Below are 14,868 nucleotides of genomic sequence, written 5' to 3'. Positions count from 1 at the left end.
ACTGACGTGCTCAGTTGCCGGCGCGGAGGAGGACGGACATGCCGTAGATGTCGCGGAACAAGGACGATTTTTGTTGCAAGGCGATTCGCTCCAGCGATACGTCTGAAACGCCAGGAACGTTGATCACCAACCGGTCTCCTTCACGGACACACTCGATCTCGCGGATTCGGCCGCTGCGGGTGTCGTCCAATGCCGATGCGATTCGCAGGATTGCGGCCAATTTTGAGACCACGACTCGTTCGTCACGCGAGAGCGACATGTAGTCCACGTGTGATGGCTGCGGCGCGGCGCGGCGATAGTAACGCGCCACCAAGCCGACTTGCAACAGTTCGCCTTTGGAGAGTCCAAACAGTTCGCTGTTCTTGATGATGTACAACGCGTGCTTGTGATGACTACGCACATTGATCAGCGTGCCAATCTCGTGCAGCAGTGCGGCGACGTACAAGAGGACTTCGTGACGGCTGTCCAATTGATGGGCCGAATGCAGTTGATCAAACAATTTGCGGGACAACTCGGCGACATTTCGAGTGTGCATCTCGTCGAAATGAAACTTACGCCCCAATGATAACGCAGAACGCACGATTTGGTTGCGAAACTCAGCCGTCCAACTGCCACCGACGGCCATGTCATGCAGCAAACCATCTCGCAGGTTGGTATCGCTGACGAATATTTTCTTCAATCCGAAGTGGTTTGCCAACATGCTGTAAGAAAGCAACGCTGGTCCGAGCGTCTCGGCTTCGATGAAGCTGACTCCGTAGCGTTTGACGATGGTGTCATCGTCGAGCACAACGATTTCATCGGTCAGCTTGGAAAGTGCTTTGACATCGATCTCCGCCAACTCGCCTCCTTCCCAGTCATCGCCCAGCAACAATCGGGTGGCGATGCGGATGTCGCCGCCGATCGCCACCATGTTCAGCCCGCCATCGCTGCTGACCGCTTCGGAAACGAGCGTCAATGCGCGGCGGATGTGATTTTCTAAGATCGGACGTCGCCGGACGGCTCCCGTGCGCGCCGTCTCCAGGGTCTTCAGCATTCTCAACGAGCCGAGACGGTAGGAATCGCTGCTGAGCACGTTTCCGCTTCGCACGACCAGCAGTTCTGTGCTGCCCCCGCCGACTTCCAATACCACCGTGCGTCCGTTGTCCAAGATGTTGTGGGCTCGCAGTTGCGGTGTAATGCCCATGTAAGTGATGCGATTCACTTCGGCTTCGTCGATCGGCTCGACGCTCAGCCCCGTGACGACAAAGATCCTGTCGGTGAACGCTAGTCGATTCGCCGCTTCGCGCACGGCGGAGGTGGCAACGACGCGGACGTTGGCTGGATCGGTGATCCCATATTCACGCAGCACGCGCTGGTACTGCTTTAGGATTTCCGCTGCACGTTCGATGTTTTTTCGTGACAAGCGGCGTGTTTCAAACGCTTCACGCCCCAGACTCACCGGTTGAACCAGTGTGTCCAACGTACGGACTTCTCCCGCGTCGCGGATCTCGGCAATGGCCATCCGGATCGCCGAAGCACCGATGTCGATCACGGCGACGGGTCTTGGCGGTCGGTGAACAGCGGGGGCACTGGTTCGTGGCGAACGTTGCGGCATTAGCGGATATCAGCAGAGATGTTGTTTCACGAATCAGACAGTTCACGAATCAGAAAGTGGCGCGGCGACCAAATCGTATCCGTTGGCCGTAACGATCTCGCAGGGAACGATGCTGCCGACCGTTAATGGTTCGTCGGGGTCAACACCCGAAACGTAAACGACGCCATCGATGTCCGGCGCTTCCGCTCGCGTCCGTCCGATCCACACGCCGTCTTGCTCGGGCAGCGGTGCGTCGATGATCACGTCATCGACGGTGCCGACTCTGCTCTCCGCCCAATCAAATGCGATCTCCTGTTGGACGGCCATCAACTCGCCCATTCGCTCTTGCGCGATCTCTGGTGGAACTCGGTCGGGCAACTTCGCCGCCGGCGTGTCGTCTTCCACACTATACGTGAACACGCCCAAGTGTTCGAAGCGTTGTTGCTGGGTGAACTCAAGCAATTGCTGAAAATCATCGTCGGTTTCGCCGGGGAATCCCGTGATCATCGTCGTTCGCATGACAAGCGAGTCGATCCGCTCTCGAAGCCGTCCCAGGATTTCCTCCTGTGATGAACGCGTGGTCTTTCGAGACATCCGTTTCAACATGGTATCGCTGGCGTGCTGCAACGGCATATCGATGTAAGGCACAATACGTTGTGCACCGGCCAGCGTATCGATCAGTTTGTCATCGATGTACATCGGATAAAAATACATCAAACGGATCCAATCAACCGTTTCGATCTGGTCAAGCTGCAACAACAGATCACTCAGACGCGGTTGGCCGTACAGATCCTTGCCATAGTAAGTCGTGTCCTGGGCAACGACGACGATTTCGCGTACACCGCTCTCGCCCAACCGTTTGGCTTCGTCGACCACTTGCTCGATCGGCTTGCTGTAGTGCTTGCCTCGCATTTTGGGGATTGCGCAAAACGTACACAGTCGGTCACATCCTTCACTGATTTTCAGGTAGGCAAAATGTCTCGGAGTGACCGCGGTTCGCACCGCATCGCTGAGCGGTCGGATCGGCGCCGGGCGGAACACTTGTTGCTGTTCCGTGATCCCGGATTGGAATCGGTCCACCACCGACACAATATCATTGCGACCAAAGACGCCGACCATCGCGTCGATCTCAGGACGTGCCGCCAACAATTTGCCCTGCTGTCGCTCGGCCAAACATCCGGTGACGACGACGCCACGGATCTTGCCCTGGCGTTTCAGCTCCAGCATCTCGTCGATCGCGCCGAGCGATTCTTCTCGCGCGGAGTCGATGAAGCCGCACGTGTTGACGACGACAAAATCAGCGGACTCGACATCGGACACCATGCGATAGCCGTCTTGGTCCAGACGTCCCAGCATTTGCTCCGTGTCCACTAGGTTCTTGGGACACCCAAGCGAGACAACGGCGTACTGCCCCCTTGCGGACCCTGGGGGGGTGGCTGAGCTGCCGGGCTTAGGGGATGCGGGCGATTGAGCGTCAACGACGGGAAGTTGCATGTTTTGTTTCTGCCAAATAGAACGTGGTCGCCCAGCATTGGAACGCGCCGCACGAAAATCCGCAAACGGAAGATTAGGTGAGGTGAGCAAGGGCCATTGGACGGCAGGCGATGACGGGATTCAGCGCCCCGGATATCGCCTATGAGTCTGGTCGATTTCATGGGGATTGTTCACGTATCGCATCGACGCTGCGAATTGTAACGGTTGACATCCATCCACCAATCGGAGCATTCGGGCAATCTCCGCATCGTTAGCAATGGCTATATTTTGGTCCGGCCGGTTATTGGGAGACGAGTGCATCGCCATTCAGCCAGGTGTAACTCTTTCGGGTGATGAGGTAAACCTTTTCATTACTTTCTCAATACACAAACGGGGCAACGCGCGATGTCCATGAATTTGTTGCGATTCTTGGGCTCACTGGGGCAACACCGGGCGAACAGAGCCAGCGATTCAAGTGACGGCGTGGGGGCCAAAGACGGCGTTGGGGCCAGTCGACCGGGTCAAGTACCGGTTCAAATCATGGGCGCCACCGTGGATGACGACCAGATCCCGGACCTACTGTGCGGATTCCACGGGGTAGATCGGTTCTTTGCCAATGGCGGTGACTTTGGTGACCAAGGTTGGCATTGAAAGAGCCGCGTGGACGACACCCGGGGCCGCATGCCTGCCAGCGTGTACGACAGACTTTCCAGGCTGACACGCTGCACACCAGATCGCTTGATGGACAGGCTTTCCATGCGATTTTGATTGCCATGTCACACGAAACCGTTGCAAGCAAGAATCTGTGACCGGCAATTCGATGGTGTCGTGCCACACCATAAGATACAATCAGCGGGGTGGAACAAGACCTACTCTCGAAACGAACGCCGAAGTGTCCTTCGGCGAATACGCATCCCGCGGCTCACTGGGCCACCGCGAGTGGTGGGGGCGACAGGCGAAGTGGATGTGAGGCGTTCCTACGACGTTATGAGAACAGACCGAGTCTTTGCTGCGTCATCTTGATTGCGGGGATTGTCGTGTTGGGCTGTGGATCTCGGTCCGATTCGTCATCCGTATCAACGCCGACGACTGTGGACGGGACGAGCGATGCAGCCAAGCAGGCCGTTTCCAAGGCCGAGATCCATCGTTTGTTGAACATGGGCAAGGTCGTCCAGGCCAAACATGCGGTCCATCAGCAAATGATCCTGGACCCTAACGATCCTGATGTATTGGAACTTGCGGGTGACCTCGCCGTGCACTTTGGCGAGGCGGATGAAGCGATCGAGTATTATCGGTCCGCAGTGGATTTATCGAAGCCTGCTTCGGCGGCTTTGATGGACAAATACGCGCGGTTGTTGATGAACACAGGTCGCGTCTATCAGGCAGCGGACCAATTGAGAGCGTTAGTCCAAGCGTATCCAGACAACCCGCGGGCACGAGCAGACTATGCAGGACTGATCGCTTCGCTAGGAATGTCGCTAACCGTCTCGGACCACTTGCGTTGGCTGCTGCGTCGCGGCAAAGGCGGTATGGAAGAGTTGATCATGTTGGCCGACCTCAATAAACCTCAGACGGACGAGGCCACATGTCGCTTTGCAATCGAGAAGCAACCCGAGGATCTTCGCCCTTTGTATGCGTTGATGATCGCACCCGCATACGAAGGCAAATGGCAAAAGGTCGCCGAGAATTTGGCCGAAGTAACGGCAAAGCATCCTGATTTTGCACCAGCATGGGCTCTTTATGGACGAGCATTGGCCCAGCAAAACTTGAACGCGGAACTGTTGACTTGGCGACAGCAGGCTCCTCACGACGTCGATGCTTGGCCGAACTATTGGATGGCAGCCGGATTCTGGGCGGAGAATTCAGATGCACCCGAAATGGCAGCGTCTGCGTTTTGGAAAGTCGTACAGATCGATGACTCACACGGCGAAGCGTTATCACACTTGGCAGCCAATCTCGGTCAAATCGGTCGCGCCGAGGAAGCAAAGCTGGTTGCACAACGCGCGGCCGACGTAGCTGCGATGCACTTGGCTGTCGAAGGATTCTTATCCTGGAGAAAGAACTCACAAGAGGATTGCTTGCGGGTCGCTCGCGCAGCGCAGCAGTTGGGTCGGCCCTGGGAGGCCGAAGCGTGGGCCAGGGCGTCGTTTCCGATGACGCAAAAAATGGATCCGGCGGTCAAGGAAACGCATCGTGCAATGCGAACCGTCTTGCAGGCGGAGACACCGTGGCAACTGCCAGAGAAGACGCTTACTCTGCGACTCGATCTCTCCGACTTAGCTGAATTTCGCTGGGACGATGACCGTGGAACGCCCGCTCCCACTTTGCGAGAGCCCTCATCGGACACGATTGCAAACGCAGAGTATCGGTTTGCCGACGAAGCCCAGCAGCGTGGACTGGATCATGTCTGCAGGACCAGTCTCACAAAGGAATCATCGTTTGCGATCTATCAGTCCAACGCCGGCGGCGCTGCGGTCACGGATTTTGATCTGGATGGTTGGCCGGACATCTATCTGACGATCGTCGATGGGAAGCCGATGCAGCAAGACTCGGGGGCAAATCAGTTGTACCGCAATCTCGATGGCAACTTTGAGAACGTAACTCCGTTTACTTCGTTGGATGACCGAGGTTTCACACAAGGATTAACGGTTGGCGATTTCAATTCAGACGGCTTTCCAGACCTCTTGTCGGGAAACATCGGGCAGAACCGCCTGTACCGAAACAATGGAGACGGTACGTTTACCGACGTGACCGCTGAGTCGGGGATCGCCGGCGAACGCTGGACATCGTCACTGGCAATCGCAGATTTGAACGGAGACGGACACGGTGACCTCGTCGAGATCAACTACTGCGGTGGCGATGAGGTTTATTCACAAGACTGTATGTCTGACCAAGTCGGCGAGCCACGTGGTTGCAGCCCGCTGGTCTTTCCTGCAGAGGCCGATCATTTGTATCAGGGAGTCGGTGACGGCACGTTTGTAGACGTCTCTGACACTTGGTTGGTGAATCAGTCGCCAGGGCACGGCTTGGGCTTAGTGATCGGAGAGATCGATGAGACGCCCGGCCTGGATCTGTACGTTGCCAATGATGAAAGCTCTAACCAGTTTTGGTCTTCCCAGCATGGAGACGACGGGTTTTCATTCTCTGAGCAAGCGACGGTGAGAGGCATCGCGGTCGATGCCCGTTCTCGCGCGCAAGCCTCCATGGGAATTGCCTTGGGTGACGCGGATGCCGATGGCGACTTGGATCTCTACGTCACCCATTTCACCGCAGACTACAACACGCTGTATCAGCAGATTCGACCGGGGACTTGGTTCGATAAGACGTCATCAGTGGGATTGCTCAAACCGACGCTCCCCATGCTGGCTTTCGGCACCGAATGGCTAGATGCCGACAACGACGGCAATCAAGAGTTGTTGGTCGCCAACGGAAACGTGGACGATTTCTCGCACAACGGACATCCACTAAGAATGTCGGCGCAGTTCTTTGCCAGAGATCAATACGGGCAGTGGTCCGAGCCCGATCACTCTGCGCTCGGAGAATACTTTTCCAAACAAGTCGTCGGTCGCGCCCTGGTCACGACCGATATCGATGGCGATGGCCGACAGGACGCGGTGGTTACGCATCTGTTTGATCCCGTTGCCGCATTGGTCAATCGTACGCCCACTGATCACACCTCCGTCCGTTTGTTCCTCAAGGGACGTAGCGTCCATCGAGATGCGATCGGTACCACCATCACAGCGACCGTGGGCAATCAGCGTCGTATTGCTCAATTGACCGCGGGCGATGGCTATCAGTGCGCCAACGAACGGGTCATCAGCATCGGTCTGGGGGGCCATCCTTCGGCTGCCGATGTGACGGTGCAGTGGCCGGGGGCTGCTCCCATCTCGATCGGCGAGATGCGGGGTGGGTTCGACTACCTTTTGGTGGAAGGGGAAACACTACCCAGCGTGCTAAGGCAGCATGGTTCAACTCACTGAGCGAGAGGCAGATGAACAATGACCTCGTCCACTACGGCGGGTGCAGATTTATCTACCGTTCGCCTTGAACTCCCCTCAATCAGGGTCGGTGAACACATTGCGACAGACTTTTGATTTATGAACCGTGATGTACCGCCGCGCCGCGTCCGACGTTCGGCGGGCTCTGGTTGATGGAGACGTTGTCACCTCCATAGGGGGCCCGGGCTCAGATTCCTACTCCCCTTTCCACGCTTCCCGACGGTGATCATCATGTGTACTGTGATGAGTGCGACGAAACCAGTCTCGATCTACAACGTTCCCAACGCTCTGACGAGTGTCCGGTTCGGGCTGGCTATTGCCGTCATGGTTCTGATCCCGCTGACCTACTACAAATCTGCCCTGACTGTTTTTGTGGTTGCTGCGTCCACGGACTGGATGGATGGCTACTGGGCCCGAAAATACGGCCAAGTGACCAAGTTCGGCCGCATTTTTGACCCATTTGTGGACAAAATCATCATTTGTGGCTCGTTCATCTCATTGGTCAGCGTTGCATCCAGCGGCGTTGCTGCTTGGATGGCAACTGCGGTGGTCGGCCGCGAGCTGCTGGTGACCAGTTTGCGAGGAATGATTGAGGGCGCCGGGGGTGACTTTTCCGCCAGTTGGCTCGGCAAGTGGAAAATGGTCCTCCAGTGCGCCGCGATCATTGCCGTCCTCTTGACACTGATTGTTGAGACTCCAGCGGCATGGCTGATCGTGGTGACCCAAGTCCTGCTGTGGGGATCGATTGCGCTGACCATCTACTCCGGGTACGACTACAGCATCGCTGCCGCTCGCGTGATGAGCCAAGATTCAACGGACCAGTGATCATGGAGCCTGCGACGCTTGTCTTCTGGACACTGAACATCCTCGTCTGGATCGGTGTCGTTGCAGGTGTCGTTCTCTGGCTACTCTGGGCGGTCAAATGGTTTGCGCTCGGTCGGCGAACTCCACTGCTCGAATCCGACCCTGAGGCCAAACCCTTTTGGGAGTGGTCGGACTTTCTGATCATGATCGGCAGCTTCATCATCGCGTACGTGCTTGCCGCCTACGCGTTTGCCGGCACCCCGTCGCCGAATTCGTTGCGGCAAAGTGTTCCGGCGGAACAAGTGGCGAAACCGGAAATCGACGCAGTCCTCGCAAAGCAATCCGAACACGCTGTCGATTCGACGAAGCAACGAAATCAGTACCGTCGCGCCATCGTCCTTCACACCTTCGCCAGTTTTTCTGCCATCTTGCTCACGCTCGTCTGGCTTCAAGCCTCCTATCGGCGACCTTTGTCGGCTTTCGGCTTGGGCGTGACCTTCGCTGATGTTCGACGTGGGTTGATTGCGGCCGTCTGGATTCTTTCTCCTGTGCTGCTGATCAGTTCGTTGGTTTCCTGGCTGGTCCCGTATCGGCATCTGCTGCTCGATACGATGGCAAGCGACCCCACCTGGGACTCATTTGCACTGCTGCTCGTTTCCGCGGTGATTGTGACGCCGGTCGCCGAGGAACTCGCGTTCCGAATGCTCCTGCAAGGCGGCTTACAGACATTGGCAAATCGCATGCTCTCGAATCATTCGGATCCAAAACCTCGCTCGGTCATGATCTTCACGAGCTGGGCACCCATTCTTGCTTCGAGCGTTTTCTTTGCGTTGATGCATTTGGGTCAAGGTGCCGCGCCGATCCCGCTGTTCGTGTTCTCGATCGGACTCGGCTATGTGTACCGCCAAACGGGGCGGCTTGCGATCCCGATCCTGATTCATTTCGTGTTGAATCTTTCCACGCTTTGCGTCGAGTTCAGCCGCATCAGCGCGGGCCTGTAGCGTCGAAACCTGGTCAATCGCCGGCAGCAACTCAGCGTCTCAGCAGTCCGTATTTCAGAATGCACCAAAGGGCGCCCACGCCGTCTTTCCAGCCGATCTTTTTTCCTTCGCCATACCACCTGTGCTGGTAACGAATCGGTCGTTCGGTAAACCGCAGCCCGCGTCTCGCCAAACGCGCGGTCAATTCGATCTCAATGCCGAATCGGTTCTCGCGCAGATCGCTCTCGATCGCGGCGAGATGCTCGCGTGGAACCATCTTGTAGCAGGTTTCGACATCGCTCAGCCGGATGCCGATGGCGATGCTCGCCAGCCAAGTGATCAGCCCGTTGACGGCTTGATGCCACCACGGAGAAAGCTGGCGGTCGTAGTGGCCGTAGCGTGTCCCATATGCGACATCTGCTTCGCCTGATAGCAGCGGTTGAATCAAGTAACGGAAGTCCGACGGATCATATTCACGATCTGCGTCTTGGATCACCACCAAGTCACCCTTCACAGAACCCAACGCGGTACGGATCGCTGCACCTTTACCGAGATTCCTTTCATGACGACAAGCAAGGACACCTTGTCCATCTGCCAAGCCCTCCAGGACGTCTCCTGTGCCATCTTGACTGCCGTCATCGACAAGAATGACCTGCATGGGAATGCCAGTGGATGCAAGCCGCTCAACGACACCAGCGACCGTGTCACGTTCGTTGTAGACGGGGACAATGACGGACAGCAAAAACGAATCGGGCAACTCGTAGATCGCAAGTTTTCGGCAAGCATCCGGTCCCAGCAAAGCTTGCATTTGCGCGACGTAATCGCGTGACCAATAATGTGCGGCGTTGGACATCTAGAAATCGTTGACAGTTACCTCGTCGCTCATTTCGAACCCTCAAGAACGCACCGTTTTACCAGATGCAGTTGCATGGGTGTGCGCGAATTGAAAAACGAAAAGTTTTTTAAATCGTTTTGCCAAACGATTTGCGAAAAAAAACGTCATCGGTGAAATGAACATGAAAAAGTAATCGAACTTTGTTGTTGACACAGCTAAGCGAGAACGCCAAATTCTGGCCCATCGTGAGTGACACAAATCGCCGCCAGCAACAACGGCTGCAACGAGTGTTACTTTTGAAACAACTTTTCAAATCACCGGAGTGCGTGACCCATGCGAGTTCCGAGTCTTGCTCAGAATTATGTCACCAACGACTTGCGAGTCCCTTCGGATCATCACACCACCGACTGCCATTCCTGATCAACACGGATCGTTCACGCCAGTCTGCATCGAGACCTGACGCAGCACACTGGCACACAACGGAACGATCATCAACCGACCTCGCATGAGCTGAACGAATTGGCTCATCGCGGACCTGAGCAAGGACGCAATTGTCACATTGGGAGTTGGCCAAACGGACTCTGCCAGCAAGTCTTACCCCGGGCTTGCGACAAAGGAAGTCACTCCCCAATTTTCGTTTGCCGCAATGACGCTTGAGACTTGACACAGCAAAGGATTGCAGTGCCCAGTGCGCAAGTCGCGGCAAGACCGCGGTCTGAATTTGAAGGATTCAAATTCGGGCCGCGGTTTTTTTTTACCCGATACGTGCCATTCGTTTCTCGGAGCTTTTCAGAAAGGTTGTCCCGGCAAGGTGAGCAAACGCAATGAGAATTGCAAGCGTTGGATTCGGACTTGGAAGGTTGCATTCCAGACCTGCATCAACAGCAGATGAAGAAACGCATCGAGAGGTGATCAAGGAGATTCCCTCTGAGCAACAAGCCGATGATCATTTGCTCGGTGATCTGATGCGACTGCAAGCAATCAGTCGACTCGATGGGGAAGACGACGCGACAGCATTCTTCTTTGGATCGACGGATACGTCGGCGTGATCTGCATTTCTTAGTTGGGAGTGCAGGCAGCATTGCTATTCATCGCCGGATGCGCTCTGCGAGGGACATGTGTTGGGCGGTACACGATCTTTGCGTCGTTCCACGAACGCAACACCATTGGTGTTCAGTTGCGCGAAGCACCTTCTTGTTTTTCATGTTGGCGCCTAGAACCAATCGATTGGGCTGGCAGATCGAACCGAAGTCACCGCATCAGGATGATGTGCACTTCTTTCGGAGACCTCCGTGGATACAGCGAATGACGCAAGTCGAGGTCAGTTTTATTTTCTTATGCTCGGGATTCGCGAAACTTCGCAACAAACGGTGGCGTGACGGGACGGCGATGTACTCCGTGTTTGGTCAAGTCGATTTTCATGCCACTGGGGTCGAGGAGCTCATACGCCACCACGCTTTTTGGAAAAGTCTTACCTACGTCGGTTTGGTCTCCAAGTCTCGCGAAATCCGCTTTCAAGGAATTCACACGCACTGGAGTTCGGCTCCACAATCTGGGGGCGCGTACCAACTTTCCAGCCCTGGTTCAACCGCATCTACTAACCGGCCTGCCGCAACGGAACCAGCGTTGGGCCAACAAAAGGCCGGAACGTCGACTGGCGGCCGGATGTCCTACGAAGCCCGACAAGCAGCATTGGAGCTGTTGAGAAACCCCAATGGAATCAAGCCGTCATTTGCTAGGCCAAACGCTGCCGGTCGTCGTCCATAGTGATGCCGCAACCAGTTTTAGCCTGGGCTGTTCAAGATTTGGGGTTGTAGCACTGTGGCGCTCCGCAAGTTTCTGTCACCTCTCCCGGCGCAGGAGACTGCTGATTTAGTGAGCCGCGACGCGTAAGCGGCCGGGCCTACCGCATTGCCCGGTGCCTTACGGCCCACGGCTCACCCTTGCGTTCCCAATTTCGATTAAATCAACAGGCCACTAGCCGCGGGCCTAATGGTGTTGACGGAACCGTTCGAGGCCCGTGGCTAGCGCCATCGGCTCACAGTCACAATGCAACACGACTAAATCAGCAGTCTCCGCAGCTGGGGGAGGTCGGATCGAGCGAAGCAAGATCCGGAAGAGGGCCTACGCTGGGCAAACCGTGCTCTAATGCCCAACCGGCTCGCAATGCCCCCTCCCTCGCATTCGCCTAAACGGCTCTGCTCGACCTCCCCCAAGTTCCTTGGGGGAGGTGGCAGTGGACAAGAAACGGCTCCAAGAAAAACGCCGAAACATCAAGTCAACTCCAAATTTTGAACAGCCCAGTTTTAGCCAACACACCGAATGAGGTTCAATGCGATGTCACTATCCGATCAAGACACGACCCCGGGACGTCCTGGGTGGTACCGAATCATTACCTGTTTTTTGACGGTAACGATCTCGTTAGGTGCTTGTATCTACACCACCTATCACTCATGGATTCTCGTCAGCCGTGGTGAAAGGGCAACAGCCACCGTTACCAAGATCGAAACAGTAAAGGTCGGAACGGACAACTTGGATTCTCCCATCTGGCACGTGAAATTTCCGACAGCCAATGGACAGTCAAGACAAGCGACGATCGACGCTTCTTTTTCACGAGTCAAAGTGGGCGACACGATCAATGTCCTTTACGATCCGACTCGCACGGATCAAGTGTTGGCGGATCGATGGATCTCCCTTTGGGGATGGCCGGCTGCCTCGGCATTCTTGTTCTTCTGTTTTCTAGGAGAAACTTTTCGACTGTCCAGGGATCTGATGATGAGTCATCGAGGCACGACGACTAAACAATGAGGCATCAATGGAGTTCTTGATTGCATCGTCGCGAAAACGGTTTGCGGTCACACGAGATCAAATCATGCATTGACGCTCAGGTGAAATCGGAGATGGTAGTGAACGCTCAATTGGCCAAGCTCAGCTCTCGGCCGGCAGTGAGCCAGATCGAGTTATTGGATGATGACGTTTCGCTGGGCGATCTAGTCACGACCGGAGAACTTTGAGCGTAGTCAAAGCTCAGGCGGCCTGTCACAATTAGTTCTCCTGTTCGTACCGTTCAATGTCTTGAATCGTCCACTCATCGACTGGTTTACTGGAGAGTTGCCGGCTTGACGAACCGGCTGAGGTTTTTCGGTTGCCTGCCGCGATTTGCTCCAGCTTCGAAAGAAACGACTGGAAATCAACGCACATTTCGACGCTGGCGGGAATCTTTCCCACGACGGATTCATTAGCGTCAACGAAACGATACTGATACGTCTTGCCCTTTCCTTGCTCATGATGGTTGGTTTCTATCCACACCTTGTTGACTCGATCAAAGCCATCGATAGGAACATAGACACTAAAAAGCAAGCCTCGCATTGCGATTTCGTCTTGACCGATCTCGGCACCGATCCGCCACCATCTCCACCCACTGACCAGTCCAAGGGTCGCAAAGAACACTGACATCAAAACGCCGGGCCATTCCTTGACCGCGACGTCAGGGTTCAGGACAAAGTACAGCGTTCCGATTGCGTAGGGCACGCCAATAAGAAGCGGTATGAGCAGACCGAGGTAGCGGATCAGCGGGCGAAGGGCGATGTGTTGGCTAGTGGGCACGGTCACTCACTTGGATAAGAAATCAATGCGGCGCGGGACTCCGTGGACGCTGTGAGCTAGTCCCCAATCCCCGTGCCACCAGATAAGGTAGATTTGAAATCAATTTTTCCGGTACGTTTTACGTCATCCATTCAGTCAGATTGAGAGTGGAATGTCTTCATGAGGCTATGGGGAGATCCTCGGCGCAGGGAGCTTCATTCCGTTTTGGTGCAGCGTCAGTGATTTTGCTTTGCCACTATCGTCAAGTTCAAACACAAGGGTTGCTTTGACGGCTCGGTACTCCCAATTCGTTTCACTTGATGGATAAACCGGCAGCTCGGGTTGGCCGGTCAAGCGAACCCGCAATACGTCGTCGTCGACCCGCACGCTGATGGTGACCAATGGACTAAGCCGGTAGTTTCCCGCCAACGCGTTCATCGCATCGGTCGATACCTTCACTGTCTTTGGCACGGACATCGGTTCTACCTTCATCCCTGCAATCGTTTGGATGGCTTGCTCTGCCACCGCGTCGATCTTCTCTGTCGCCGTGTTGCACATCACAATCACGGCTGCATTCAACTTACGATTGACCATCAACATGGTGTGATATCCGCCCGTTTGACCATTGTGCCATCGAGTTTCACCATCTCGTGCGATGTGCCAACCGAGTCCCATCGCAAACGCTGATTTGTCTGCCGGCAAGTGTTGTTTCCAGCCCAGATCGATCGCTTTTCCAAGATCGCTGTCCGGTGGTACCAAACACGCTTGAGCAAACTTCAGCATGTCGGCTGTATTGCTGCGGATCGCTCCACAGGGAGCCAGGACGTTGAAGCTCCATTGATGATCGGGAGCGTTGGCAACGTTGTGCGGGGGCGCAACGTCCGCTGCGGCGTTTGCGAGGCAGTGGCTGTCAGACATCTTCAATGGCTCAAAGATGGTTTGACGCACCAACGCTTCGTACTCAAGTTCGCTTTTGCGTACCAGAATGTCACCCAACAAGCCGACACCTAAATTGGAGTACTCTCGGTACTTTCCCGGTGTATGCAGCAGTCGGTAACCGGCCAGAAATTGATCCAATTGAGAGCGGTTGTAGTCGGCATACGGATCATTGAAGTCCTTGGGGATCCAATTGCCGGGCAATCGAGGCAATGCAGAGGTGTGCGTCGAAAGGTTGAGCAGCGTGATTCGCTCGGCAAGCTCAGGGTTTTGCTTGCCCAGTTCGGGCAGTACCTTGCTTAAGGGATCATCCAAGCTCAGTCGCTTTTGAACCACTGCGTCAGCTAGTAGCACGCCGGTGAAGACTTTGGTGATGGACCCGATTTCGTAGACGGTCTGGTCGGTCGGTGGCATGGAATTGTCTTTACCCAATTTTCCATAGTGCCGTGTCCAGGTACGCGCACCATCGATCACGCCCACCGACATCGCCTGAACGATCCCACCGTCAACATAGGGTTCGGCAAGCCGATCAAGCGTCTGCGGCGTCAGTTTCGGTTCCTCCGCAAGCATCCTTGCCGACGTTTCAATCAGCATCCAGAGGACGACGATCAAAAAAAGGAAAATGCGTTCTCGTTTCATACGTGTCTTTCTAAATTCGATACGATTACTTGTGAAAGATTTCAG

At 55.3% G+C, this 14,868-nt stretch carries 12 protein-coding genes; 6 read left to right on the top strand and 6 right to left on the bottom strand.

The window, feature by feature from the left end; translation table 11 throughout:
* Positions 1 to 10 precede the first annotated feature (10 nt).
* Both Pla52nx_RS20900 and rimO read right to left on the bottom strand, forming a co-directional pair.
* Positions 11 to 1,594: a Ppx/GppA phosphatase family protein gene (locus tag Pla52nx_RS20900; RefSeq protein WP_146520830.1), complete on the bottom strand. Its 1,584-nt coding sequence runs from the start codon at positions 1,592 to 1,594 to the stop codon at positions 11 to 13.
* A gap of 42 nt (positions 1,595 to 1,636) precedes the next feature.
* Positions 1,637 to 3,067: a 30S ribosomal protein S12 methylthiotransferase RimO gene (gene rimO, locus Pla52nx_RS20895; protein ID WP_146520831.1), complete on the bottom strand. Its 1,431-nt coding sequence runs from the start codon at positions 3,065 to 3,067 to the stop codon at positions 1,637 to 1,639.
* A gap of 384 nt (positions 3,068 to 3,451) precedes the next feature.
* Here rimO and Pla52nx_RS20890 point away from each other — a divergent pair, with 384 nt between their 5' ends.
* Positions 3,452 to 3,697, top strand: coding sequence for a hypothetical protein (locus Pla52nx_RS20890; protein WP_146520832.1), 246 nt, complete (start codon positions 3,452 to 3,454; stop codon positions 3,695 to 3,697).
* 334 nt (positions 3,698 to 4,031) lie between these two features.
* Here Pla52nx_RS20890 and Pla52nx_RS20885 read toward each other — a convergent pair whose 3' ends face one another.
* Complete coding sequence (locus Pla52nx_RS20885) at positions 4,032 to 4,205, bottom strand: hypothetical protein (protein WP_231742066.1); 174 nt, start codon at positions 4,203 to 4,205, stop codon at positions 4,032 to 4,034.
* Here Pla52nx_RS20885 and Pla52nx_RS20880 point away from each other — a divergent pair.
* The 3 genes from Pla52nx_RS20880 (at position 4,204) to Pla52nx_RS20870 (ending at position 8,849) form a co-directional block, all read left to right on the top strand.
* Positions 4,204 to 7,026, top strand: coding sequence for an FG-GAP-like repeat-containing protein (locus tag Pla52nx_RS20880; RefSeq protein ID WP_146520833.1), 2,823 nt, complete (start codon positions 4,204 to 4,206; stop codon positions 7,024 to 7,026). The genes Pla52nx_RS20885 and Pla52nx_RS20880 overlap by 2 nt on opposite strands.
* Before the next feature lie 261 nt (positions 7,027 to 7,287).
* Positions 7,288 to 7,869, top strand: coding sequence for a CDP-diacylglycerol--glycerol-3-phosphate 3-phosphatidyltransferase (gene pgsA / locus Pla52nx_RS20875; protein ID WP_146520834.1), 582 nt, complete (start codon positions 7,288 to 7,290; stop codon positions 7,867 to 7,869).
* Positions 7,870 to 7,871: 2 nt separating this feature from the next.
* Positions 7,872 to 8,849 carry a CPBP family intramembrane glutamic endopeptidase gene (locus Pla52nx_RS20870; protein ID WP_197454699.1) on the top strand — a complete coding sequence of 326 codons (978 nt, stop codon included), beginning with the start codon at positions 7,872 to 7,874 and terminating at the stop codon, positions 8,847 to 8,849.
* A 31-nt stretch (positions 8,850 to 8,880) separates the two neighbouring features.
* Here Pla52nx_RS20870 and Pla52nx_RS20865 read toward each other — a convergent pair whose 3' ends face one another.
* A complete protein-coding gene (locus tag Pla52nx_RS20865; RefSeq protein WP_146520836.1) occupies positions 8,881 to 9,681 on the bottom strand; it encodes a glycosyltransferase family 2 protein in 801 nt (266 codons plus the stop codon).
* Positions 9,682 to 10,487: 806 nt separating this feature from the next.
* On the opposite strand from Pla52nx_RS20865, the gene Pla52nx_RS20860 reads away from it, so the two are divergent.
* Complete coding sequence (locus Pla52nx_RS20860; RefSeq protein ID WP_146520837.1) at positions 10,488 to 10,712, top strand: hypothetical protein; 225 nt, start codon at positions 10,488 to 10,490, stop codon at positions 10,710 to 10,712.
* A gap of 1,288 nt (positions 10,713 to 12,000) precedes the next feature.
* Complete coding sequence (locus tag Pla52nx_RS20855; RefSeq protein WP_146520838.1) at positions 12,001 to 12,471, top strand: DUF3592 domain-containing protein; 471 nt, start codon at positions 12,001 to 12,003, stop codon at positions 12,469 to 12,471.
* A 237-nt stretch (positions 12,472 to 12,708) separates the two neighbouring features.
* Here the strand turns inward: Pla52nx_RS20855 and Pla52nx_RS20850 are convergent, their stop codons facing one another.
* Both Pla52nx_RS20850 and Pla52nx_RS20845 read right to left on the bottom strand, forming a co-directional pair.
* On the bottom strand, positions 12,709 to 13,269 hold the full coding sequence (locus Pla52nx_RS20850; RefSeq protein ID WP_146520839.1) for a hypothetical protein: 561 nt from the start codon (positions 13,267 to 13,269) through the stop codon (positions 12,709 to 12,711).
* Positions 13,270 to 13,434: 165 nt separating this feature from the next.
* On the bottom strand, positions 13,435 to 14,823 hold the full coding sequence (locus Pla52nx_RS20845) for a serine hydrolase (protein ID WP_146520840.1): 1,389 nt from the start codon (positions 14,821 to 14,823) through the stop codon (positions 13,435 to 13,437).
* Positions 14,824 to 14,868: the final 45 nt, after the last annotated feature.

Origin of the sequence: Stieleria varia (genome assembly GCF_038443385.1) — a bacterium.
In the GTDB taxonomy this organism is placed as follows: Bacteria; Planctomycetota; Planctomycetia; order Pirellulales; family Pirellulaceae; genus Stieleria; species Stieleria varia.
This window is presented reverse-complemented; position numbering and strand designations above follow the sequence as displayed.